Annotated in this window: 22 protein-coding genes; 10 read left to right on the forward strand and 12 right to left on the reverse strand. The window is 68.2% G+C overall.

Annotated features, from left to right (window positions below; genetic code table 11):
• Positions 1 to 55: 55 nt before the first annotated feature.
• The 3 genes from ACWCO2_RS18065 to ACWCO2_RS18075 are packed head-to-tail and all read left to right on the forward strand — an operon-like array spanning position 56 to position 3,796.
• On the forward strand, positions 56 to 1,249 hold the full coding sequence (locus tag ACWCO2_RS18065; protein ID WP_450128869.1) for a glycine cleavage T C-terminal barrel domain-containing protein: 1,194 nt from the start codon (positions 56 to 58) through the stop codon (positions 1,247 to 1,249).
• Between the two features lie 10 nt (positions 1,250 to 1,259).
• Positions 1,260 to 2,102 (forward strand): methylenetetrahydrofolate reductase, encoded by an 843-nt coding sequence (locus tag ACWCO2_RS18070; protein ID WP_450128870.1) that lies wholly within the window; start codon positions 1,260 to 1,262, stop codon positions 2,100 to 2,102.
• A complete protein-coding gene (locus ACWCO2_RS18075) occupies positions 2,099 to 3,796 on the forward strand; it encodes a formate--tetrahydrofolate ligase (RefSeq protein ID WP_450128871.1) in 1,698 nt (565 codons plus the stop codon). Before ACWCO2_RS18070 ends, ACWCO2_RS18075 begins: the two co-directional genes overlap by 4 nt.
• A gap of 78 nt (positions 3,797 to 3,874) precedes the next feature.
• Here the strand turns inward: ACWCO2_RS18075 and ACWCO2_RS18080 are convergent, their stop codons facing one another.
• Positions 3,875 to 4,090 carry a DUF397 domain-containing protein gene (locus ACWCO2_RS18080; protein WP_450128872.1) on the reverse strand — a complete coding sequence of 72 codons (216 nt, stop codon included), beginning with the start codon at positions 4,088 to 4,090 and terminating at the stop codon, positions 3,875 to 3,877.
• Positions 4,087 to 4,944, reverse strand: a complete 858-nt coding sequence (locus ACWCO2_RS18085; protein WP_450128873.1) for a helix-turn-helix domain-containing protein — start codon at positions 4,942 to 4,944, stop codon at positions 4,087 to 4,089. Before ACWCO2_RS18085 ends, ACWCO2_RS18080 begins: the two co-directional genes overlap by 4 nt.
• Positions 4,945 to 5,134: 190 nt before the next feature.
• Between ACWCO2_RS18085 and ACWCO2_RS18090 the strand changes: the two genes are divergently transcribed.
• Entirely contained in the window at positions 5,135 to 5,380 is a 246-nt protein-coding gene (locus ACWCO2_RS18090) for a hypothetical protein (RefSeq protein WP_450128874.1), read from the forward strand.
• A gap of 710 nt (positions 5,381 to 6,090) precedes the next feature.
• Here ACWCO2_RS18090 and ACWCO2_RS18095 read toward each other — a convergent pair.
• Together ACWCO2_RS18095 and ACWCO2_RS18100 are read right to left on the reverse strand one after the other, a co-directional pair.
• Positions 6,091 to 6,501, reverse strand: a complete 411-nt coding sequence (locus ACWCO2_RS18095; protein WP_450128875.1) for an STAS domain-containing protein — start codon at positions 6,499 to 6,501, stop codon at positions 6,091 to 6,093.
• A gap of 277 nt (positions 6,502 to 6,778) precedes the next feature.
• Positions 6,779 to 7,354: a GNAT family N-acetyltransferase gene (locus ACWCO2_RS18100; RefSeq protein ID WP_450128876.1), complete on the reverse strand. Its 576-nt coding sequence runs from the start codon at positions 7,352 to 7,354 to the stop codon at positions 6,779 to 6,781.
• A gap of 518 nt (positions 7,355 to 7,872) precedes the next feature.
• On the opposite strand from ACWCO2_RS18100, the gene ACWCO2_RS18105 reads away from it, so the two are divergent.
• On the forward strand, positions 7,873 to 8,931 hold the full coding sequence (locus ACWCO2_RS18105) for an alpha/beta fold hydrolase (protein WP_450128877.1): 1,059 nt from the start codon (positions 7,873 to 7,875) through the stop codon (positions 8,929 to 8,931).
• A 48-nt stretch (positions 8,932 to 8,979) separates the two neighbouring features.
• On the opposite strand, the gene ACWCO2_RS18110 is transcribed toward ACWCO2_RS18105, so the two are convergent.
• Both ACWCO2_RS18110 and ACWCO2_RS18115 read right to left on the reverse strand, forming a co-directional pair.
• Positions 8,980 to 10,416: a glycoside hydrolase family 76 protein gene (locus ACWCO2_RS18110; protein WP_450128878.1), complete on the reverse strand. Its 1,437-nt coding sequence runs from the start codon at positions 10,414 to 10,416 to the stop codon at positions 8,980 to 8,982.
• A gap of 58 nt (positions 10,417 to 10,474) precedes the next feature.
• Entirely contained in the window at positions 10,475 to 10,819 is a 345-nt protein-coding gene (locus ACWCO2_RS18115) for an ArsR/SmtB family transcription factor (protein WP_450128879.1), read from the reverse strand.
• Positions 10,820 to 10,917: 98 nt separating this feature from the next.
• Between ACWCO2_RS18115 and ACWCO2_RS18120 the strand changes: the two genes are divergently transcribed.
• Complete coding sequence (locus tag ACWCO2_RS18120) at positions 10,918 to 12,786, forward strand: heavy metal translocating P-type ATPase (protein WP_450128880.1); 1,869 nt, start codon at positions 10,918 to 10,920, stop codon at positions 12,784 to 12,786.
• 167 nt (positions 12,787 to 12,953) lie between these two features.
• Here ACWCO2_RS18120 and ACWCO2_RS18125 read toward each other — a convergent pair whose 3' ends face one another.
• Together ACWCO2_RS18125 and ACWCO2_RS18130 are read right to left on the reverse strand one after the other, a co-directional pair.
• Positions 12,954 to 13,367 carry a universal stress protein gene (locus ACWCO2_RS18125; protein ID WP_450128881.1) on the reverse strand — a complete coding sequence of 138 codons (414 nt, stop codon included), beginning with the start codon at positions 13,365 to 13,367 and terminating at the stop codon, positions 12,954 to 12,956.
• Positions 13,368 to 13,564: 197 nt separating this feature from the next.
• Entirely contained in the window at positions 13,565 to 16,075 is a 2,511-nt protein-coding gene (locus tag ACWCO2_RS18130) for a DEAD/DEAH box helicase (protein WP_450128882.1), read from the reverse strand.
• Between ACWCO2_RS18130 and ACWCO2_RS18135 the strand changes: the two genes are divergently transcribed.
• Positions 16,065 to 16,235 carry a hypothetical protein gene (locus ACWCO2_RS18135; protein WP_450128883.1) on the forward strand — a complete coding sequence of 57 codons (171 nt, stop codon included), beginning with the start codon at positions 16,065 to 16,067 and terminating at the stop codon, positions 16,233 to 16,235. The two genes, ACWCO2_RS18130 and ACWCO2_RS18135, sit on opposite strands and share 11 nt — an antisense overlap.
• Positions 16,236 to 16,259: 24 nt before the next feature.
• On the opposite strand, the gene ACWCO2_RS18140 is transcribed toward ACWCO2_RS18135, so the two are convergent.
• Positions 16,260 to 16,739 carry a CGNR zinc finger domain-containing protein gene (locus ACWCO2_RS18140; RefSeq protein WP_450128884.1) on the reverse strand — a complete coding sequence of 160 codons (480 nt, stop codon included), beginning with the start codon at positions 16,737 to 16,739 and terminating at the stop codon, positions 16,260 to 16,262.
• 96 nt (positions 16,740 to 16,835) lie between these two features.
• Between ACWCO2_RS18140 and ACWCO2_RS18145 the strand changes: the two genes are divergently transcribed.
• On the forward strand, positions 16,836 to 17,714 hold the full coding sequence (locus ACWCO2_RS18145; protein ID WP_450128885.1) for an alpha/beta fold hydrolase: 879 nt from the start codon (positions 16,836 to 16,838) through the stop codon (positions 17,712 to 17,714).
• Between the two features lie 49 nt (positions 17,715 to 17,763).
• Here ACWCO2_RS18145 and ACWCO2_RS18150 read toward each other — a convergent pair whose 3' ends face one another.
• Both ACWCO2_RS18150 and ACWCO2_RS18155 read right to left on the reverse strand, forming a co-directional pair.
• Positions 17,764 to 19,413, reverse strand: coding sequence for a thiamine pyrophosphate-binding protein (locus tag ACWCO2_RS18150; protein WP_450128886.1), 1,650 nt, complete (start codon positions 19,411 to 19,413; stop codon positions 17,764 to 17,766).
• Between the two features lie 80 nt (positions 19,414 to 19,493).
• Positions 19,494 to 20,927 carry a sodium:solute symporter gene (locus ACWCO2_RS18155; RefSeq protein ID WP_450128968.1) on the reverse strand — a complete coding sequence of 478 codons (1,434 nt, stop codon included), beginning with the start codon at positions 20,925 to 20,927 and terminating at the stop codon, positions 19,494 to 19,496.
• A gap of 162 nt (positions 20,928 to 21,089) precedes the next feature.
• Here ACWCO2_RS18155 and ACWCO2_RS18160 point away from each other — a divergent pair, with 162 nt between their 5' ends.
• On the forward strand, positions 21,090 to 22,577 hold the full coding sequence (locus ACWCO2_RS18160) for a PucR family transcriptional regulator (RefSeq protein WP_450128887.1): 1,488 nt from the start codon (positions 21,090 to 21,092) through the stop codon (positions 22,575 to 22,577).
• A 299-nt stretch (positions 22,578 to 22,876) separates the two neighbouring features.
• Positions 22,877 to 23,074 (forward strand): hypothetical protein, encoded by a 198-nt coding sequence (locus tag ACWCO2_RS18165; protein WP_450128888.1) that lies wholly within the window; start codon positions 22,877 to 22,879, stop codon positions 23,072 to 23,074.
• Positions 23,075 to 23,102: 28 nt separating this feature from the next.
• Here the strand turns inward: ACWCO2_RS18165 and ACWCO2_RS18170 are convergent, their stop codons facing one another.
• Positions 23,103 to 23,534: a hypothetical protein gene (locus tag ACWCO2_RS18170; protein WP_450128889.1), complete on the reverse strand. Its 432-nt coding sequence runs from the start codon at positions 23,532 to 23,534 to the stop codon at positions 23,103 to 23,105.
• Positions 23,535 to 23,633 lie beyond the last annotated feature (99 nt).

Below are 23,633 nucleotides of genomic sequence, written 5' to 3' on the forward strand. Positions count from 1 at the left end.
CGACCTGTGGTGCAGGTCACGGCTACCCACCACAGGAGACCTCGAGGAGCCAGCCATGAGCGTCAACCCGAACCCCGGAGTCCTGCTCTACCCGCGGATCCGCAAGTCGCCGTTCTTCTACGCCTCGCGGCGGCACGGCGTCGGCCTGTACAGCGTCTACAACCACACCTACCACCCGCGCCACTACGGCGATCCGATCGGCGAGTACTGGGCGCTGCTGGAGGGCGTGACGTTGTGGGACGTCGGCGTCGAGCGGCAGGTGGAGATCACCGGCCCCGACGCGTTCGAGTTCACCAACATGCTGGTTCCCCGGGACCTGACCAAGTGCAAGGTCGGGCAGTGCAAGTACGTGTTCGTCACCGCCGAGGACGGCGGCATCATCAACGACCCGGTGCTGCTGCGGCTCGGCGAGAACCACTTCTGGCTGTCGCTGGCCGACAGCGACGTGCTGCTGTGGGCCAAGGGCCTGGCGCACAACCTCGGGATGGACGTGCGGATCCGCGAGCCCGACGTGGGTCCGGTGCAGGTCCAGGGCCCGAAGTCGCAGGACGTGATGGTGGACCTGTTCGGCGAGTCCATCCTGGGCGTGCCCTACTACTACGCGGTGGAACGCGAGCTGAACGGCATGCAGGTGGTGGTCTCGCGCACCGGCTACACCGCCGAGCTGGGCTACGAGATCTACCTGCACAACGCCAGCCGCGACGGCGTGCAGCTGTGGGACGCCATCTGGGAGGCCGGTGAACCGCACGGCATGCGGGTGATCGGGCCGTGCCACATCCGGCGCATCGAGGCCGGAATCCTGTCGTGGGGCTGCGACATCACCTACGACACCAACCCGTTCGAGGTGGGGTACGGCTTCGAGAAGACCTGGATGGTCGACCTCGACCAGGAGGCGGACTTCATCGGCAAGGCCGCGCTGCAGCGGATCAAGTCCGAGGGGATCAGCCGCAAGCTGGTCGGGGTGGAGATCGGCGGGCCGAGCGTGGGTTCGTTCAACGACGGCGAGATGGTCGATGTCTTCGACGTGCACGACCCGCACGGCCTGCGCATCGGCGAGATCACCTCGGCCTGCTACTCGCCGCGCCTGGAGCGCAACATCGGCTACGCCATGGTGCCGATCGCCTACGAGGAGCTGGGCACCGAGCTCGTGGTGCACACACAGCACGGACCGCAGGAGGCGGTCGTCGTGGAGAAGCCGTTCCTGGACCCGACCAAGGACATCCCCAAGGCCCTGGTCCGCACGGCGTAGGGAGGTTGTGATGACGACCAACGCCGAAGTTCTGGAGCAGTCCTTGAACAACGCCCGGTTCGAGGTGCTTCCGCTGAAAGATGCTGTCGTGCAAGCAGAAATGCTGCCGGGCGGGACGACCGTGACGGTCACGGCATCGCCGGCCAAGAGCATCGAGGCGACCCTGGACCTGGCCGCACAGCTGCGCGAACGCGACCTGCGCGTGGTGCCGCACCTGGCGGCCAGGATGATCGGCGACCGCGCGCACCTGACCGCCCTGCTGGACCGCATCGACGCGCTCGGCATCACCGAGGTGTTCGCGGTCGCCGGGGATTCCCCCGAACCGCGCGGGGAGTTCCCGGACTCCCTGGCGATGCTGCGCGCGATGGACGAGCTCGGACGGCGTCCGGCGCGGGTGGGCATCACCGGCTACCCGGAGCGGCACGCGTTCATCTGCGACGCCTCGACCGTCCGGGCCATGAGCGAGAAGTCCCGCTACGCCGACTACGTCGTCTCGCAGATCTGCTACGACCCGCACACCGTGGCGTCCTGGGTGAAGGCGGTGCGTGCCCGCGGGGTGTCGCTGCCGATCCACATCGGGGTGCCCGGCGTGGTGGACGCGCACCGGTTGCTGCGGATCTCGCTGAAGATCGGGCTGGGCGAGTCGATGCGGTTCCTGCGCAAGCAGCACGGCATGGTGTCGAAGCTGCTGACCCGGTACACGCCGGAGGAGTTGTTCGACGAGCTCTCCCCCCACCTCGTCGACCCCTCCTACGGCATCGCCGGCTGGCACTTCTTCACCTTCAACGAGATCGCGAAGACGCTGCAGTGGCGCCACGACCTGGTCGCCAGATTGAGAGAGGTACCGGCATGAACATCCCCTCCGACCTGGACATCTCCCGCGCCACCGCCCTCAAGCCGATGGAGGACGTGGCAGCGCAGCTGGGCATCGGCACGCACCTGCTCGAACCGTACGGACGCAGCGTCGCGAAGATCTCCCTGGAGGCGCTCGAGGAGCTCCCGGAAGAGCCGACGGCCCGCTACGTCGTGGTCTCGGCGATCACGCCCACCCCGCTGGGCGAGGGCAAGACGACCACGACGGTCGGTCTCGGCCAAGCGCTGCGGCAGCTCGGCAAGCGCTCCGCGGTCGCGATCCGGCAGCCGTCGATGGGCCCGACGTTCGGCATCAAGGGCGGCGCTGCCGGCGGCGGCTACAGCCAGGTGGTGCCGATGGAGGCGCTGAACCTGCACCTCACCGGCGACATGCACGCCGTCACCTCGGCGCACAACATGCTGGCCGCGATGCTGGACAACCACCTGCACAAGGGGAATTCGCTCGGCATCGACCCGCACCGGATCACCTGGCGTCGGGTGCTGGACGTCAACGACCGGGACCTGCGCAACATCGTCACCGGTCTGGGCGGCAGAGTCGACGGAACGCCCCGGCAGACCGGTTTCGACATCACCGCGGCCAGCGAGGTCATGGCGGTGCTGGCGCTGTCGACGTCCTTGCAGGACATGCGGCAGCGGCTGGGCCGGATCGTGGTCGGCTACACCAGCGACGGCGAGCCGGTCAGCGCCGAACAGCTGCACGCGGGCGGTGCGATGGCGGTGATCATGCGCGAGGCGATCAAGCCGAACCTCATGCAGACCACCGAGAACACGCCGGTCCTGGTGCACGCGGGCCCGTTCGGCAACATCGCGCACGGCAACTCCTCGGTGGTGGCCGACCGGATCGCCAGCCGCTGCGCGGACTACGTGGTGACCGAAGCGGGCTTCGGCGCGGACATGGGAGCCGAGCGCTTCTTCAACATCAAGTGCCGAACCTCGGGCCTGCGCCCCGACGCAGCGGTACTGGTGGCGACGGTGCGCGCGCTGAAGGCGCACTCCGGGCGGTACAAGGTGGTCGCGGGCAAGCCGCTACCCGCGGCGATGCTGGCGGAGAACCCGGACGACGTGCGAGCCGGAGCGGCGAACCTGCGCAAGCAGATCGACAACATCCGCCTGCACGGCGTGTCCCCGGTGGTGGCGATCAACGCCTTCCCCACCGACTACCGCAGCGAGCACGAAGCGATCCGCGAGATCGCCGAAGCCGAAGGAGCCCGAGTAGCAGTCAGCAACCACTTCCTCGAAGGAGGCAAAGGCGGGGTGGAACTGGCCGAAGCAGTCGTAGCAGCCGCCGAAGAGCCGAACAGTTTCCAACTGCTCTACCCGGATTCGGCGGACCTGCGCGCCAAGATCGAAACGATCGCGACGAAGGTCTACGGAGCAGCAGCGGTCTCCTACCTCCCAGCAGCAGCCCGCTCCCTGGACGGCTACGAGGCCAACGGCTACGGAAACCTCCCGGTCTGCATTGCAAAAACCCACCTGTCGCTGAGCTCGGACCCGACGTTGCTCGGAGCCCCAACAGGCTGGACCCTCCCAGTCCGCGAAGTCCGAGCCTCGGTCGGCGCAGGCTTCATCTACCCGATCTGCGGCGAAATGCGAACCATGCCAGGCCTCGGCTCCCACCCAGCAGCAGAATCCATCGACATCGACGAACACGGCCAGATCACCGGCCTCAGCTAACTGAATTTCCCCCGGTGAAGGGCACCTTCGACCGACTATGCCGGTCAACGGTGCCCTTCACTAGATCAGGGGTGCGCCTCAACTCAGGTCGAAGCGCCCCGACTTCACCGAGCTGACGAAGCTCCCGAAGACGCTCGGAGTCACCAGCAGCGCGGGCCCCGCCGGGGCCTTCGAGTCGCGGACCGCAGTGAATTCAGCGGTACCACCGACCTCGACGCACTCAGAGCCTTGAGCACTGCGGCTGCTCTTGCGCCACTGGACTGCTAAGTCGGATGCCCGGTCAACGTGGTTCACGTCAGCTCCTTCTGCACCTTGCGTATGAACGACAACGACTTCGTCGGTTCGAGCGCGGAGCTGGTCAGATGATGGAAGCTGGTCTTCATCCTGCGAACCTGCCCCGGCTTCTCGGGGTAGACGTTACCTGCCGCGCAGTCCACGTAGCCGATCTCAGGGTCTGTGGCCTCGGCGAACTCGACCAGCGTGAACGATCCACTGGCCGCGACATGTGCACCTACCGAGAACGGCAGCACCTGAATCGTCACGTTGGGCCGCTCGCACAAGGACAAGAGGTGCTCGAGCTGTTCGCGCATGACTTCCGATCCGCCCACGCGTCTGCGAATCACGGCCTCATCCAGCACTGCCCAGACCATGAGCGGCTCGTCCTTCTCAGCAACGGCTTGCCGACGTGTCATCCGCAGCCCGATGAGGCGTTCCAGCTCAGCGTTCGGCTTACCTGGATCTTCAGCACGCAGCCACGCCCGCGCGTAGTCCTCGGTTTGCAACAGTCCAGGCACCACTGACGTTTGGAAGACCATCAGCGATGCGGCTGCCTCTTCAACGCTGAGGTACAGGTCGAAGTCGGTGGGCAGCACGTCGTCGAACTCCTGCCACCAACCACGCTTCTCAGCCATCTGGGCAAGCTGAAGAACTTCTTCCCGAGTCTTGGGGTCGGCGTTGTAGGCGTCCAGCAGGGCGCGGATGTCCTTCAGGTGCACAACGTTGTGGCCGGTTTCGAGGCGCGAGAGCTTTGCCGTCGACATGCTCGAGCGCTGTCTGGCCTGCTCGTTGCTGAGGCCAGCACCTAGGCGCAACGTCTTCAGCACGCCGCCCAATCGGCGACGCCCCATCGTCGGGGCCATCCCGGCCATGACACCTCCTGCGGTAGTGGACGTGATCAGTCTCCACGTCGATCGATCGGGTGCCAACCAGCGACACGACCCAATCGGTGGACTTCCACCATGATGATTTCCGTGTAACTTACACCGCATCGATCACGTGAGCGCTCGGGTCGAGATGGCAATTCCCCCAGGAACCAAGCCGAAAGCCGAGGCAGATGCGATGACTTCCACGCACTTCGCCAACCGCCACTACTGGTTGCCCGTCCCCAGCTCGGGCGAGTTCGGCGGGACCAGACATGCCTTCCGCGGGCCGCGCTGGCAAGGGCAGTGCTCCGAAACCACCGTCTGCGGACAGGAAGTCGCGATGGCCACACCGTCCGAAATGGACTGGTGCACCTTCCCGAGCTGCCGAAGCTGCAACGAAATCCTCATCGCGGAGCAGCACACCCACCAAGGAAACGCGTGAACGTGAGCATCTGGAGCACCGTCGCCGCGCTCGTTGCGTCACCTCTCTCCATCTGGTGGATCTGCCACAGCATCACCTATCGCCCCCAGCACGCGGGAGGCAGCGAAGGCGCCTTGACGGTTCGATACCTGATCACACGGGTCGAGACCGAGACGAGCAGCGGAGGTCGCCACCGGCTTCGCGAACCAGCCGAGGTCAACAGAGGTCCGACCGAGAGCGCCGTTCAGACCTCCACGCCGCCGCTCAAAGCTGACCTTCGTGCTCGAAATCCGCAAGTCCTGCAGCGGATTCTCGCTGGGTTGCGGCTCTTGTAGACCGGCCCGGTGCTGGCCGACCCCTCCCCGACACCCGGCACCGGGCCTTCCCGGCTGGGCGGCGCGATGCCCCCTCGCGCCGCCCAGCCGGTCCCACCTCGTCGACCAGACGCCGATTTCGGTCAATATCGGCATTCCCTGCGCCTGGAACGTGGTGATTTCGCGCGAAATCAGCATCCACCACCTCCAGGAATCGAGGCGCCGATCGTCAGTCGCGAATGCCCAGGACGAAACGACACGCGACAGCAAAGCCGATCACGGCCACTGTCAAGCGACCACCATTGGACGGACACCAGGGGAGGGGGAGGGTTTTAGGGGAAGTTGCAGGGAGACTGAGGGCACCGCGGACTTGGTTGCTCTGTGATCGCGCTCAGCTGAATCAGCCGGATCGTAAAGTCAGCTCCCAGCCACATCGACAAGGAAGGACGCCCGGTGCGCCGGCGCTTTCGGGTTGCCGGCCGTCCTTGAACTGCCCAGCCCACCCGCACGCAGCGCACGCTCAACAGCGGTGGAGCCACCGACCACGGTGAACTCGACGTCCCGGAACGGGGCATAGGCGCGAGCAGCAGTGATCAGTTTCAGTCCCGCCACACCCAGGAAGGTCACGCCGCTGAGATCCAGCACAACGGCCGACAGCTTGGTCAGCAGCCGAGGCCACAGCAGGGCGGCGACCCGCGGGGCCGTTGCGGTGTCGACTTCGCCAGTCGCAGTCAGGACGACCACCTCAGGGCTCGGGTAGGTGAGCCGGAGTCGTAAGGCGGGTTCAACCTCGACGATTTCGCGGTAGAGCCTCGGTCTGGGGAGCACTGGTTCAGCGGTGATCCCGAGACAAGATCCTGCGCGGCGCGGAGGGCGCAAGGGCGTTCGGATGGGCATAACGCGATCCAATCCCAGCCGAACGGGATGATCATTCGGCTTGCGAGGGCTGTGAAGGGAGTGCCCCCCGCGCTCCGTGTCAGTGAGCGACGAGGAAGTAGCCCTGTCGATTGCGGGAGCAACCGGCTCAACCAGCTACCCGCAACCCTACGCTCCCGCAACAGGAAAAAGGGAAAACGCCATCACCGGTCCGGTAGTCGGCCCGCCATCACCGCGTCTCAAAGCCTGGCGGCAGGTTCGCACGAGGCGCTAAACGGTCCAGATCCGCTGGCCGAAGCCGGTACAGCTCCACGCACTGCCCGAAATACTTGTTCGTCTCCCCGGCCCACTCCATGCCGTTGTCACGCACCGTCTCCGCAGCCCGAACGTTGTCCGGCTGAACCACGGCGAAAAGCTCATCGACCTCGTGCTGGAACGCCCACCGGGCCAGCACGAACATCGCCTCACTCGCGTAACTGTGCTCCCAGGAATCCGGGTGCAGGTGCCAGCCGACTTCAAGGTCCTGATTCCCCGGCGGTAGCAGCAACAACGACGCACCACCAACCACACGGACATCCTCACGCCGCTGGATGCACCACCGCCCCAACGGCGGAATCGCCCTGGCATCCTCGGCAACCCACTGCCGCAACACCAGCCGCATCGCCACAAGATCGGGAACAGGCTCCATGATCGGGCTCAACCACCGCGCCACCTCGGCACTGCCGTAAACGCCGAGCGCCGCTTCCGCGTCCTCGATGCACCAAGTCCGCAGAACCAACCGGTTCGTGACCAGCCGCCGAGCCATACAGCCAGGATAACCAGCCACCCCAGGCCCAGCGCGGTCTTCGTGCTCCCATCTCCGCAGAGCTGGGGCGCTCACCGCCCCCCAGACCCCCGGCCGGCCTCCCGGATGAGGACACAGCCCCTCCCATGCAAGTGGAGACCACCCGCCGATGAAATTGGCGGGGCAGACCACCCACGATCCGCCCCGCCCGGACCGGCTAGTTCACGCTGCCCTTCCCCACCGTGCGGCGGGCTTCGTTCACTGCGGTTTCCAAAAGCTCTAGAGCCACTTCCAGCCGCGCCAACTCCACCGCAGGACGGTAGTGAATGGTGCTGGTCGATCCCTCCCCGACACCCGGCACCGGGCCTTCCCCGGCCGGGCGGCGCGACTCCCCCGCTGCGCCGCCCGGTCAGTTCCATCACGGCTGTCCGCCGTTTGGCGGCTTGTACCGGGCGAATCGGGCGTTGGGTGGCTAGGTTTTCACTGGCACGTGTTACCGGGGACGGCAGGGGCTTCATCCTGTGGGTGTTCGAAACGGGTTGACCAGGCGCTTCGCTCGCCGCGCGGGGCTGCTCGCCGCAGTCCTGCTGCTGACTGCCTGCGCCGACGGCGCGGATGATGCGGCGCACTCCCCCGAAGCTGAGGTCGTCTCCCCGACGACATCGTCCTTCTCGGAGCACTGCAATCCGCTGACCGCCTCCGACCTGGCGCCGCCCGACCGGCCGCTGCCCACACCGGTGCAGGCGCCCCAGTCAGCACATCGGGACCTCGCGTACGCCAGCACCTCAGCTGCGCAGAAGCTCGACCTCTACCTGCCGGCGCACGCCGATCCCAAGGGCGCGCCGCTGATCGTGCTGATCCACGGTGGCGGGTTCATCCAGGGCGACAAGTCGCACCCGGTGAACCTGCACGTCGTGTCGTCACAGCTCGCGCGGGGTTACGCGGTCGCCAGCATCAACTACCGGCTCAGCTGCGAGGCGGCGTTCCCGGCCGGTGCGCAGGACGTCAAGGCCGCGATCCGCTGGCTGCGGGTGCACGCGCCCGAGTACGACATCGATCCAGGCCGGTTCATCGCCTGGGGCCCGTCCTCGGGGGCCTACATGGCCACGCTGGTCGCCGTCACCGGTGACCAACGCACCCAGTTCGACGACGACAGCCTCGGCAATCCCGGGGCGTCCAGCGCCGTGCAGGGGGCCGTCGCCTGGTACGGCCCGTACGACTTCGGGAAGATGGCCGCGCAGTTCGACGCGGACACCCCGAAGGCCTGCAAGGGCAAGGTGCTGAAGCACGACGTGGCGAACTCGCCCGAGTCGATCTGGTTCCGGGGTCCGCTGCAGAGCGAGCTGGAGAAGTCCTACGAGGCCGATCCCGCGACCTACCTGCCCACCGCCGGCAAGATCCCGCCGATCAACTTCGCCGCGGGCGACTCCGACTGCGTGGTCCCGCACGAGCAGACGCAGGACATGTACCGCGCGGTCAAGGCCGCCGGTGGGCGCACCACCCTGGCCGTCGTGCCGCACGCCGGCCACGACCTGCGGGTCGCGGTGGCCCAGCTCGAACCGGCGTTGGCCTTCGCGGAGTCGATCACCAAGAGCTGAACCCGCGAACTCGCTGCCGCCCCCGACGGTCGGCAGCGAGACCGGGAGTCAGTGGGCCGCGTTCAGCAGGTCCAACGCGCTGTGCTGACGTCCGGTGGAAATCTTGTCGACCGGGCCGTTCCAGTGCACGCCGTACATGTCCAGCGGACTGCGGTGCTCGTAGGCGACTTCGGCCTGGTGCTTGAGATATCCCGTGTACGGGTGGTCGGGCAGGGCGTCGTTGAGCACGCCCAGACCTCGGACGTAAGCACCCTTGAAGGACGGGCCGTCCGGGTCGCAGTCGCCCGACTCGCAGGGTTCGGTCAGCACGCCGTCCCTGTGCAGGGCCTCCGCCGTGGTCGAGGCGTCGGCGAGCTCGCGGGCCGCCTTGAGCAGGCCGTCGTCACCCGTCGCCCGGTTCAGCTCGACCAGTCCGCCCAGCAGGACGCCCTGGTTGTAGCTCCACGTCGTCTGGCCGTTGTTCTTGCAGCCGTCCAGGCCGTCGTTGACGAGGTTGTCCTCGTTGATCATCCCGCTGCCCCGGAACCAGTCCCACTCCCGCTGGGCGCGCGCCAGGTACTCGGTGTCATCCGGGATGCGGTTGTGCAGAGCCGCGTTGAGCTGCAGGAACAGCTCGTTGGTGACGGCGTTCTTGTAGCCGTTGTCGGTCTTCCACGTGACCCCGCCCCCGCAGTCGGACGTCCAGTGGTCGTTCATGTGGTCGGCGTCGGCCTTCGCCGTCTCCAGGTAGCGGCTGTCGCCGGTGAGGTCGTAGGCCGCCACCCAGGCCAGACCCCACCAGCCGGTGTCGTCGAGGAACTCGTTGGTGAAGTTGCCGTCGTGGCTGTTGATGTTGCGGTCGTAGGTCTCGGCGATCGCGTACTCGTAGCTGCGCATGCCGGTCACCCGCATGTTGTCGATGACGGCGGTGAGCGCGTTCGCGCCGGTCCACCAGGCGTTTCCTTCGAAGAGCCCGGTGTCGCGGTCGAAGAGCATCATCGTCGCGGTCGCGGCGGCCTTGCTCGGACTGGAGGAGTTCCAGTCCGAACGCGCCCACTGGGTGCAGGCGATCTCCGGCCGGTCATTGGCCCGCCCGCAGGCTCGCAGCGCGCCGATCCCGCCGTTCGCCCAGTCGTCGACGTTGTACATCTGGCTGCGCCAGCCGGGATTTCCCTCCGGCGTCTTGGTGGCGCCGAGCCTGCCGTCCCACGTCTTCCCGCCGTCGAAGGACCGGTCCAGCCAGATCTCGTCCCCGGCGCTGGCCTCGTCGATCGTGGCCCAGCCCATCGCGTTGCCGTCGTCGACGTGCAATCCGATGGTCCGGCCGTGCAACGTTGTGCTGACCGGCGTGCGGTCACCGGTCGCCTTCGACGGATCGAGCGCGTCGCACTCCTTGTTGCACACCTCGGAATCCGCGCGTGCGACCGAAACCGTTGCGGCGAAAGGAAAAGCGGTGAGCACCGCGGCAGCCATCGCCAGCGAAGCCCTGCGGATCATTGCCCCCATGAACCCTCCTGCCTCGAGAACCAGCCGCCTTCAACACGCGCGCCGGGTACCGCGGGGTTCAGTCGCGGATGCCCAGGCGCAGGTGCTCGATGTGGAAGACGGCTTCGTCGAGGAGTTGGGCGACGTGGTTGTCGTAGAGGGAGTACACGACGCTGCGGCCGGAGCGGTTGCCGACCACCAGCCCCAGCGAGCGCAGCAGGCGCAGCTGGTGGGACACCGCGGACTGCTCCATGCCCACCGCTTCGGCCAGCTCACCGACCGCCATCTCTCGTTGCCGCAGCTCGCTGAGGATGAGCAGGCGGGACGGCGTGGCCAGGGCCTGCAGGGTCTCCGCGACGGAGTTCGCCGAGGCGGCGTCCAGCCGCGCCGCGGGCGTTGTCTCGCGCTTGACCACATGACCCATGCCCGGCAGTCTAACGACCGGACGACATATGAATGATTGATCAGACGTTCATGTATGGTTCTCGCTCGACAGCAAGCCGGACGCCGGAAGGGCGCGCGATGACCGCAACCACCGACCGAACACCGACCCGAACCGAAGCCGCACCGACCCGCCGTGGTCTGCTCGCGTTGCCCGAAGCGCGTTGGGCCGCTACGGCGCTGATCGCGTTCCTGCTCGGCCTGGCCGTGCAACTGCTCGGCGGCCCGGCTTGGCTTTACTGGGCGCTCTACCTGGTCTGCTACGTCACCGGCGGGTGGGAACCGGCCTATGCCGGGCTCCAGGCGTTGCGGGAGAAGACCCTGGACGTGGACCTGCTGATGATCGTCGCGGCGCTGGGTGCCGCCGCCATCGGGCAGATCACCGACGGGGCGCTGCTGATCGTCATCTTCGCCACCTCCGGCGCGCTGGAGGCCTTCGCGACCGCCCGCACCGAGGACTCCGTGCGCAGCCTGCTCGACCTCGCCCCGGAAACCGCCGTCCGGGTTCGCGACGGCGCCGAGGAGACCGTGAACACGGCGGAACTCCAAGTCGGCGATGTGATCCTGGTGCGCCCCGGTGAGCGGATCGGCGCGGACGGCGAGGTCGTCGACGGCAGCAGCGACGTCGACCAGGCGACCATCACCGGCGAGCCGCTGCCGGCGGCCAAGCAGCCCGGTGACGAAGTCTTCGCGGGCACCCTCAACGGCACCGGGGCGCTGCGCGTGCGCGTCGTCCGGGACGCTTCGGAGTCGGTCATCGCGCGGATCGTCGCGCTGGTCGCCGAAGCCAGCGAGACCAAAGCTCCGACGCAGCTGTTCATCGAGAAGGTCGAGCAGCGCTACTCGGTCGGCGTCGTGCTGGCCACGCTCGCTGTGTTCGCGGTTCCCCTGCTGCTCGGCGACGACCTGGAAAGCGCCCTGCTGCGCGCGATGACGTTCATGATCGTCGCCTCGCCGTGCGCCGTCGTGCTGGCGACCATGCCGCCGCTGCTGTCCGCGATCGCCAACGCCGGACGCCACGGCGTGCTGGTCAAGTCCGCGGTGGTGATGGAGCGCTTGGGGCAGATCGAGCGGGTGGCGCTGGACAAGACCGGCACGCTCACCGAAGGCGCGCCGCAGGTGGTTCGCGTCGATGGTGATGACGTCGATGAGGTCCTGATGCTGGCGGCCGGTGCCGAGCACCTGAGCGAGCATCCGTTGGCGCGGGCGATCGTCGCGGCAGCGCATGGGAAGCAGCTGGCGATCCCGGCGGCCGAGGACTTCCGGGCCACCCCCGGGCACGGCGTGTCCGCGATTGTCCGCGGCAAGAAGGTGGCCGTGACCAGCCCTCGGGGCGTTGATCTGGAGGACTCGGGGCACACGGCGGTGATCGTCACTGTGGACGGCGTGATGGTGGGAACGATCGAGATCGCCGACCGTTTGCGCCCGGACGCGGCCGACGCGGTGTCGGCTCTGCGGGAGCTGACCAGTGCGGAACCGGTCCTGCTGACCGGCGACAACAAGCGAACCGCCGCTCAGGTGGCGGGCGAGGTGGGTATCTCCGACGTGCGCGCCGGGTTGCTACCTGCCGACAAGGTCGCCGCGGTGCGGGAATCCGTGCAGCCGACGATGGTGATCGGTGACGGCGTCAACGACGCTCCGGCGCTCGCCGCCGCGCACTGCGGGGTCGCGATGGGCCGGGCCGGTTCCGACCTGACGTTGCAGACCGCGGACGTAGTGGTCGTTCGCGACGAACTGGCGGCCGTGCCGAAGGTCGTCGGCCTGTCCCGCCGAGCTCGACGGCTGGTTCAGCAGAACCTGGTGATCGCGGGCGCGTTCATCACCGTGCTCGTGGTGTGGGATCTGGTCGGCCACCTTCCGCTGCCGTTGGGCGTGGCCGGACACGAAGGGTCGACGATCATCGTCGGACTCAACGGCTTGCGCCTGCTCCGCGAACGCGCCTGGCGCTGAGCGCCTGAGGTGCCAGCATTCGGTTCTGGAGCGGGTTGTTTCGGTTTCAAAGCGGTGGGTGGCCACCCCGTGCACGAGGAGCTCACCGCAGAACTCCCGACGACCTATCCCAGCCGGGTGTCACCCGGGGTGCCAATTTCTCGCGAAATTGACCCCCACCCAGTGGCTCAGCGGACGACGACGACTGGGCAGGCTGCGTGGTGGACGAGTTTCAGGGCTACTGAGCCTACGAGCATGCCGGTGAAGGCTCCGTGGCCTTTGTTTCCCACGACCAGGAGGTCTGCTTGCTTCGACAGGCCGACCATCTCGTCGACGACGTGGCCTCGGATGAGTCGGGCTCGGAGGTCGACGGCCGGGAACTCGGCCTTGATCTTGTCCACCGCTGCGTCCAGGGACTTTCGCGCCCTGTCTTCCAGCTCGCTGTCCGGGGTCGGCAGGCGGTAGCCGAACTGGACCGGCTGGTGCCAGACCATGGCCGCGTGCACGATCCCGCCGACTTCGCGGACCTGGTTGGCGGCCCAGCGCAGGGCTCGCACCGACTCGTCCGATCCGTCCACGCCGACAACGACGGTCTGCGGCATCACGGGGCTCCTCCCGACGGGGCTGGCCGATCTCGCCCGGATGGTAGGCCAGCCCCCACCCGACACGCCACCGCCAACGGCCGAAGCCCGGTCGACCGGAGATCTCCCGAATTTCCCTAAACTTGGAGTCCCCGGCGCGGTTCGGCCTGGTACGAGGGGTTTCCCAATTTTAGGGAAATTTGGAAACCCCTCGGCGGTCAGAGCTGGTTGACGTCAGTGATGCGCAGGATGGCCGTGCCGGCTTCGTCTGAGGCGGCGAGGTCGACCTCCGCGCTGATGCCCCAGTCGTGGTCCTCGTCCGGGTCGGCGAAGATCTGCCGGACCAGCCAGCGGTCCGACTCCTCGGTGATCATCAGCAGCGCCGGGCCGCGCGCGTCCGGGCCGGCGCCGATCTCCTCGTGCTGCTCGAAGTACTCCTCCAGCGCGTCCGCCCAGGAGTCGGCGTCCCAACCGCTGTCGCCGTCCAGCTCGCCGAGCTCGTCGTAGCGGCGGCGAGCAGCCAGCTCCACGCGGCGGAACAGCGCGTTGCGCACCTGGACTCGGAAGGCCCGCTTGTTGGCCGTGATCCGCTCCGGACCCTCGTCCACCGCCACGACCGAGGAAGGCTCGGCGCCGGGGTGGCGCAGCTTCTCCCACTCGTCGAGCAGGCTCGAGTCGACCTGGCGCACCAGTTCGCCCAGCCACTCGATGATGTCGGTGAGCTCCTCGGTCTTGGCGTCGTCGGGCACCGTGTGCCGCAGCGTCTTGTACGCGTCGGCCAGGTAGCGCAGCACCAGACCTTCCGAGCGGGCCAGCCCGTAGTGGTTGACGAACTCCACGAAGTTCATCGCGCGCTCGAACATGTCGCGCACCACCGACTTCGGCGACAGCTGGTGCTCGCCGACCCACGGGTGTCCCTTGCGGTAGGTCTCGTAGGCGGCGTCGAGGAGTTCGACCAGCGGCTTCGGGTGCGTGATCTCCTCGAGCAGTTCCATCCGCTCGTCGTACTCGATGCCGTCAGCCTTCATCTTGTTGACGGCCTCGCCGCGGGCCTTGAACTGCTGCTGCGACAACACCTGCCGCGGATCGTCCAAAATGGACTCGATGACCGACAGCACGTCCAGCGAGTAGCTGGGCGACTCGACGTCGAGCAGTTCGATGGCGGCCAGCGAGAACGGCGAGAGCGGCTGGTTGAGCGCGAAGTCGAACTGCAGGTCCATCGTCAGCCGCACCCGGCGGCCCTGCTCGTCGGGCTCGTCGAGCCTCTCGACGATGTCGGCGGCCAGCAGCGCGCGGTAGATCGCGATGGCCCGCAGGATGTGGCGGCGCTGCGTCGGCCGGTCCTCGTGGTTGTCCTCCAGCAGGTGCCGCATCGCCGCGAACGCGTCGCCCGGACGGTTGATGACGTTGAGCAGCATCGCGTGGTTGACGTTGAAGCTGGAACGCAGCGGCTCCGGCTCGGCGCCTACCAGCTTCTCGAAGGTCTTCTCGCTCCAGGACACGAAGCCCTCGGGCGCCTTCTTGCGCACCACCTTGCGCTTCTTCTTCGGGTCGTCGCCGGCCTTGGCCAGCGCCCGCTCGTTCTCGATCTCGTGCTCGGGCGCCTGCACCACCACGTACCCGGAGGTGTCGTAGCCCGCGCGGCCGGCCCGCCCAGCGATCTGGTGGAACTCGCGCGCCTTCAAGTGCCGGGTGCGCACGCCGTCGTACTTGGTCAGCCCGGTGATCAGCACGGTGCGGATGGGCACGTTGATGCCCACGCCCAGCGTGTCGGTGCCGCAGATGACCTTCAGCAGCCCGGCCTGCGCCAGCTGTTCGACCAGCCGCCTGTACTTCGGCAGCATGCCCGCGTGGTGCACGCCGATGCCGTGCCGCACCAGCCGGGACAGGGTCTTGCCGAACCCGGCGGTGAACCGGAAGTCGCCGATCGCCTCGGCGATCTGGTCGCGCTGCTCGCGGCTGGCGACCTTGACGCTCATCAGCGCCTGCGCCTGCTCCAGCGCGGAGGCCTGGTTGAAGTACACGACGTAGACCGGGGCCTGCTGACCGGCCAGCAGTTCCTCGATGGTCTCGTGCAGCGGCGTCTTCGCGTAGCGGAAGGTCAGCGGGATCGGCCGCTCCGCGGAGGTGACCACCGCGGTCTCGCGGCCGGTGCGCCGGGTGAGGTCCTTCTGGAAGAAGGTGACGTCGCCGAGGGTGGCCGACATCAGCACGAACTGGGTGCGCGGCAGCTCCAGCAGCGGCACCTGCCAGGCCCAGCCGCGGTCCGGTTCCGAGTAGAAGTGGAACTCGTCCATCACGACCTGGTCGACGTCGGCAAGCTCGCCGTCGCGCAGCGCGATGTTGGCCAGGATCTCGGCGGTGCAGCAGATGATCGGCGCATCGGCGTTGACGCTGCTGTCGCCGGTCATCATGCCGACGTTCTCCGCGCCGAAGACGTCGACGAGGGAGAAGAACTTCTCCGACACCAGGGCCTTGATCGGCGCGGTGTAGAAGCTGCGCTTGCCCGCGGCCAGCGCGGTGAAATGCGCGCCGGTGGCCACCAGGCTCTTGCCGGAGCCGGTCGGGGTGCTCAGGATGACGTTCGCCCCGGTCACCACCTCCATCAGCGCCTCTTCCTGCGCCGGATAGAGCTCGATGCCCTGATCGGTGGTCCAGGAGACGAACGCCTCGAGCAGTTCGTCGGGGTCGGGCGTGTCGGTCGCGGGGAGGTGGTCGGTGAGCTTCATCGTCCTCCCATCGTCCCTGCTCAACTCCGACGGAATCGACCCGGGGTGGCCGAACCCACGTCGGTCGGGGCCGGGCGCAGCACTCCGGCTCGCACAGCTCACCCCGCCGCTCGCGGAACCGCGCTGCTCCGGACGACCCCAGCTCGCCGACCAGGACTGAGCCATGCGAGCAGCGCGGGATGGATCAGTGGGTGCGCTTGTAGTGGCGGCGTGCTTTTTCGCGGTTGCCGCAGACAGCCATCGAGCACCAGCGGGCGCGGTTGGCACGGCTGCGGTCGAGCAGGAACAGCTGGCACTCGTCGTTGGCGCAGGGGCGCAGCCGGCCGGGTAGTTGCTCCTCGGTGGCAGCCCAGGCGAGAACCACCTCGACGGCCAGCCGGGCGTGCGGAGGTGTCTTGACCGTCCACCGGAGCCCATCCGCAGCGATCTCCGGGATCTGGTGGACCCCTTCGAGCAGCGGGTTCAACGCGGCGGGCGAGCTTTCTCCGCGCACTACGTCCCGCAGGACGTCCCGCGCCTCGCGCAGCAGCGCCAATTCCGCGAGGCTGCCTTCGCCGCCGCGCTCCCGCGCCCAGCGCCTGCCTTCGGCCGGGTCGCCGAGCGCGTCCTGTTCCTCGCCGTTGACCAGCGGCCTGCTGTTGAGCAGGTCCAGCAGCGCGCCCATCGAACCACCTAACCATATCGAATCATTTGACAGGTTAGCCCGTCCGTGCTTCCATGGCTAGCAACTAACCACATCAAAGAGTCAAAGGGGTTAGATATGAACTCGGTGCGCCACCGGACTACCACGGTCAACGGCCATGAGATCTTCTACCGCGAAGCCGGCCCCGCCGACGCTCCCGCGATCGTCCTGCTGCACGGATACCCGACCAGCTCGTTCATGTTCCGCGAACTCATCCCGCTGCTGGCCGACGATTACCACGTCATCGCGCCGGACCACCTCGGCTTCGGCCACTCCGCCGCGCCCAGCGCGGAGGAGTTCACCTACACCTTCGACGCCCTCGCCGAACTCACCTCCGGGCTGCTCGACCAACTGGGCCTGGACCGCTACGCCCTCTACGTCCAGGACTACGGCGCCCCCATCGGATGGCGCCTCGCGCTCGTGCACCCCGAACGGATCTCCGCCCTCGTCACCCAGAACGGCAACGGCTACGAGGACGGTTTCGTCGAGTCGTTCTGGACCGACGTCTGGGCCTACGGGGCGAACCCCGGCCCCGACACCGAACCCGCCGTCCGCGCCGCGCTGAGCCTCGACGCCATCCGCTGGCAGTACCTGCACGGCGTGCCCGACCCGAGCCTGATCAGCCCGGACACCTGGGAGCACGACTTCGCCCTCGTCTCCCGCGAGGGCAACGACGAAGTCCAGCTGGCGCTGTTCCGCGACTACCAGAACAACCGCCCGCTCTACCCGCTGCTGCACGAATTCCTGCGCACCAGCGAGGTCCCGGTGCTCGCCGTGTGGGGCCGCAACGATGAGATCTTCGGCCCGGCCGGCGCGCAGGCCTTCGCCCGCGATGCCGAGGACGCGGAGGTTCACCTGATCAACGGCGGCCACTTCCTGCTGGAGAGCCACTTGGACGTCGTCGCGGGTTACCTGCGCGGCTTCCTCGGGCGAGTGCTGGACCAAGAGAGCCGGTGACGACCGTCCTCGAACGGGGCCGACATGCTCGCTGGGCTGTACTAGGCAGTCAGTCCTGGTCGAGGTGGGTGGGGGCGAAGAGGCCGAGGCGTTGTGGGAGGACCACGACGCTCGGGCCGGGGGTGTTCAGGGCGTCGGTGAGATCGTGGCGGAGGCGGTCCGGGGTCGTTTGCACTGCGGGGACGCCGAAGGCCGAGGCCAGGGTGGTGAAGTTCGGCCTGGCCAGCTCGGTGGCGGTCGATTCGCCGAAGGTGTCGGTGAGGTATTCGCGGAGGATGCCGTAACCGCCGTCGTCGACGATCAGCCACGTCACGTCGAGCCGGTGCTGGACCGCCGTGGCGAGCTCCGCGATGCCGTACATCGCTCCCCCGTCGCCGGACACCGCCAGCGCCGGACGACCGGTCGCCGCCGCGCCGAGCGCTCCGGGCAGGCCGAAGCCGAGACCGCCGGCTCCCTGTGCCGTGTGCATCGGCGCGCCGTCGGCGTTCCAGGCCGACCAGGCCCAGTAGCCGAGCATCGTCATGTCCCAGAAGCTCGGCGTGCCCTCGGGCAGCGCCGCGCGGACCTCGCCGAGGATCCGCTGCTCCAGCTCCAGGTCCTGCGCCGCCAGCCGGGCGCGCACCCGTTCCAGCAGGTCAGCGACCGCCTTCTCAGCGCGACCATCGGATTCGCGGCGCGGGATCCGGTCCACCAGCGCGGACAGGGCGAGCTTGGCGTCGGCGTGCACGCCCAGCGCCGGGTAGTTCGATTCGAGCTTGCCCGCGTCGGCCTCGATCTGAACGAGCCGACCGCGCGGCGCGAACCGGCGGTAGTTGCTGGTCAGCTCGCCGAGTCCGGAGCCGACGACCAGCAGCACGTCCGCGTCGGCGAGGAACTCCGTGCTGTGCCAGTCCTCCAGCCACGACTGCCCGGACAACGGGTGCTCCCACGGGAAAACGCCCTTGGCGCCGAACGTGCTCAGCACCGGCGCGCGCAGCGCCTCGGCCAGTTCCAGCAGCTCCGCCCCGGCACCAGCGCGCGCCGCGCCGCCGCCAGCCAGGATCATCGGGTTCTCGGCACCGGCGAGCAGCCGCGCGGCCTCGTCGATCAGCTCCGGCAGCGGTTCCAGCGGCGCCGGTCGTGCGGTGGCGGAGGTGATCGGCGGCAGTCCGGCCGGGGCGAGCAGGACGTCCTGCGGGATCTCCACCCACACCGGGCCGTACGGCGCGGTCGCAGCCGTCTCCCAGGCCTCGCGCAGCGCGCCGGGGATTTGGCTGGCCGTGCGCGCCACGTGCACCGACTTGACCACGTCGCGGAAACTGGCCTGCTGATCGGGAAGTTCGTGCAGGTAGCCGTGCCTCCCGCCGCCGAGCCCGGCCGCCGGGATCTGGCTGGAGATGCCCAGCACCGGCACCGACGCGGCCCGCGACTCCTGCAGCGACGCCAGCGTCAGCAGCGCCCCCGGACCGGTCGAGACGATCATCGGCGTGACCGGCACCGGGCCCGCGGGATCGGCGGCCAGCCGGGCGCGGGCGTGACCGTCAGCGGCGAAGGCCAGGTTGTTCTCCACCCGGGAGCTGATCAGCCGCAGGTCAGGGGCTCGGCGCAGCGCGTCGAACAGTCCCAGCGCGTGCTGCCCGGGCAGGCCGAACACGGTCTCGGCGCCGAGCGCGCGCAGCGTCTCGACCACCAGGTCGCCACCGATCCTGTTGTCGGTCATCTCGTCCTCTCCCGGCCGGGCCGGTTTTTGCCTGGTCAGGTCTCGTGAGTGGCTAGGGGTGCTCCAGCCCCCTTAACCACTCACGACGGCTGACCAGCGGGTTCAACTTCCTCGCCGCTGACGCGGTTGTTCCACGCTTCCAGCACGGCCGGATCGGTGCGCGGCGTGAGCAGGCTGACCGCCACGTAGCAGACCAGGCTCGCGCCGAGACCGTAGTAGATCGGCTCGTTGGCGAGCAGGCCATGAACCGCCATCGAGATGATCACCACGACCGATCCGACCACCATCGAGGTCAGCGCCCCGGCCCGGGTGCCGCGCTTCCACACCAGGCCACCGAGGATCGCCACCAGCAGCCCGCCGACCAGGATGTTGTAGGCGACGGTAAGCGCGGAGACGACGTCGTCGACGACCATCGCGACGACGATCGCCAGCAGTCCGAGCACGAGGGTGGTGATCCGGTTGGTCTTGATGTCCGCCTCACCCGATTTGCCGCGCAGCTTGCCCAGGATGTCCGTGGTGGTCACGGTCGAGCAGGCGATGAGCGCGCCGCTGGAGGTCGACATCAGTGCGGACAGCGCGGCGGCCAGCACCAGGCCGCGGACACCGGTCGGCAGCAGGTTGGACACGATGGTGGCGAACGCGTCGTCGGCGCTGCCGAGGTCCGGGTACAGAACCTTGGCCGCCATGCCGATCAGCGCGCCCGCGAAGCCGTAGACCAGGCAGTACACGCCGGAGATCAGGCCGCCGCCGGTCGCCACCCGCGGGGTGCGCGCGGTGAACACCCGCTGCCAGATGTCCTGGCCGATGAGCAGGCCGAAGCCGTAGGTCAGCACGTAGGTGACGATCGTGGCGCCGCCGATGCTGGTCAGGTCGAAGAAGTCCGGCGGCACCCGCTGCGCCATGCCGTCGAAACCGCCCACCGCGAACAGCGCCATCGGCAGCAGGATCAGCAGGATGCCGATGGTCTTGATGACGAACTGCGCGATGTCGGTCAGCGTGATCGACCACATGCCGCCGAGCACCGAGTACAGCACCACGATCGAACCGCCGATCGCGATGCCGATCGCGCTGGAAACGCCGAACAGCACGTGGAAGACGGTGGCGAACGACAGCGTCGAGGTGACCGTGAGCATCAGCGTGTAGCCCCACATCACCACGCCGGCGATCACCGTCGACGAGCCGCCGTAACGCAGGTCGAGCATCTCCGAGACGGTGTAGACCCGCAGCTTCACCAGGCGCCGCGCGAAGAACGCGTGCAGCGCGAGGATGCCCAGCCCGATGGTCAGCACTAGCCAGGCGCCCGAGATGCCGTGCGTGTAGCCGAGCCCGATGCCGCCGATGGTGGACGCACCGCCGAGCACGATCGCCGACATCGTCCCGGAGTACATGAACCAGCCGAGCCGCCGCCCGGCGACCAGGTAGTCGCTCTTGGTGCGGGCCAGCCGCATGCCGACCCAGCCGATGCCGATCATCCCGGCTATGTAGATCGCGATAACCGCGTAGTCACCGACCACGGCGGCCTCCTCGTGCAGAACGTGCAGGTCATCGAGGTTCGCGCCAGTGCGTCCCCGAACGGCGGTGAGCTGGGCCACCGCTGTTTCCGGAAACCGTAGGCCCGCGCCGACCCGGGGCGACATGGGATGATTCATCCCAATTCGAAGTACACTGTGGTCGTTATGACTTTCTCCATCCCATTGCGAGCGGTCGTCGAGGACGCCGGGCTGGCCCTGGACGTCGTGGCCGACAGCCTCCGCCCCGGCGCGCTGGACCGCCCGGTGCGCTGGGCGCACGTCAGCGAGCTCCGCGATCCCGGCCCGTACCTGCTGGGCGACGAACTGCTGCTCACCGCGGGCGTTGACTTCGCCACGGCGCCGGAAGACGTCGAGCACTACGTCCTCGGACTGCTGGACGCCGGGATCACGGCTCTCGGCTTCGGCGTGACGCCTCCGATGCACGAAGCGGTCCCGGATGCCCTGCGCGAGGCGTGCGTGCGGCACGGCCTTCCGCTGCTGGTGGTTCCGCCCCGGACACCGTTCCTGGCGATCAACCGGGCGGTCGCGGTGGCGTTGGCGGAGGCCGCGCAGCGCGATCAGCGGCGGGTGGCAGTGGCGCGGGAAGCGCTGATCAAGGCGGCGGTCGAGGGCTTGCGACCGCTGGTGCGGGAGCTCGCGCAGCAGTTGGGCGCGTGGGCGGCGCTGGCCGGGCAGCACGACGAGGCCGTGGCCGAGCACGGCGCGCCCGCGCAGTGGCCTGCCGAGGTATCTGAGCTGCTGGCGAAACTGCGCGCGGGACGCGGGATCCGCAGCGCCACGACCGAGCTCCCCGACGGGACTTCACTGCTGGCACAACCCGTTTCGCCGCAGGCGACGGCTTCGCACCTGCTCGTCCTCGGCCGCCGACGTCGCTTCGACGCCACCGAGCGGGCGATCGTCGCGGTCGGCGCCGGGCTGCTGGGGTTGGCCGGTCGAGCGAAGGACGCCCCGTTGGGCGCGGCCACCACTGCGCTTTTGCTGCACAACGGCCCTCCCGAAGACGTGCTGCCCCAGCTTCTTCCTGGTGATGACTACCGGGTGGTCGCGGGTACTGCGGTGCGCCGACGAGCGGCGGACGACGCCGCTGATCACGACTGGCTGAGCACCCACCTGCGCACCCCGTTGATCCAGCTCATCGACGGCGGCTTCACCGCGATCGTCAACTCCGCGCCCGACCCGGGGCTGCTGTCCGGCATGCGCGATCAGGGCTGGCTGCCGGTGGTCAGCCGGCCGCACCGAGCCGACTCCCTGCCCAGCGCGGTGCGCGAAGTCGAGAACCTGCTGGACCGAGCCAAATCCCTCGGCCGCCCAGTGGTCGCCGACTCCGACCTCAGACTGTCCACAGTGGTCCCGTCGGACGCGGCCAGCGCATTCGCAACCGAAGTCCTCGCTCCCCTGCGCGCCCTGGACCCGGACCGGCAACCCGGAGGCCTCCGGGACACCCTGCGCGTCTGGCTGGCGAACCACGGCAGCTGGGAACGCACGGCAACCGCGCTCGGAGTCCACCGAAACAGCGTCCGACACCGCATCAGCCAGGCCGAACGAGCCCTCGGCGCAGACCTCGCCGACCCGGAAACCCGCATGGAACTCTGGTTCGCCCTCCGCTGGGAACCGGACCACAGTTTCAATTGAAACTGTGGTCCCTCGTGCCTGGGATTTACAGTTTCAATTGAAACTGTGGTCCCTCGGCGCGTCGGGACCCCGACATGCCGACAGCTGTGGACAAGTGGCCCGCGCTGTGGAGAACTTCCGCGATTTCAATGGAAATCAGACGTCTGATTTCCATTGAAATCGCGGACCTCCGGGGCCCGGACGGCGGAGCGGGGGCGGTGGTTGAGTCGGTCGACCCACCGGTTCGCGCGCTGGTGCTGGGGGGTCGGCATCGGGGACGATTGAGGCGGAAGGGGAAGCAGCGCGGGAGGAGGGGTGCCATGTCGAGCCGGAACGTGCGGTTCATCGGCGGGCCGCTGGATGGACGGATGCAGGATCTCCGGGATTCGGAAGCCGTCGCGGGTCGGCTGCTGCGGCACATCCACCTGCACGACGGCCCCAAGATCGAGACCCACTACGAGCTCCACTACTCCCCCGAGTCCGGCTGGGTCTATCACCTCTGCGGCCGCGAACCGTGACCTGAGCAGAACCCGCGCAGCAATGCTGTCAAGTTGTGAAGGCCCAGACGTGAACGACGGGGCGGTCCGGGTTCGAGCGGTCCAGGAGGAGCTCGCGGTGCGCTTCGTTCGGTCGGCCGGGTCCGGCTGGCAGTTCGTCGGTGGCCGAGGCGAGGTCGGTGCCGATCGAGGTCTGCGGCAGCGGGTCCTGGGTTGCTGCTCGGCCCTGTTCCAGCGGGACGTTGAACTGCGAATCCGCGAGCAGGCGGTCCACCGCGCCGGGGTCGACGGCGACCGCGAGGCGGTAGCGGGAGTCGATGCCGTGCTCGGCGTCGAAGGCGACCACTTCCGAACCCGGCGGGACGACCAGCCCGGTGAACGCCAAGACCTCCTCCGCCGACGGTTCGCTCTCCCCAGAGCCACTGCAACCGCTGAGCCCGATAACACCGACGACCGCCATGACCAGCAGAACGAGCCGCATCTCCACTCCCAACCCCGGTCGCCGCAGCTCACGGCGTTGTCCCCCGCACTCGAACGTACCGGGCCGACGGCAGTCGTCGATCACCACCGCCGCGCGAAC

Source organism: Saccharopolyspora sp. NPDC002376 (assembly GCF_053593195.1).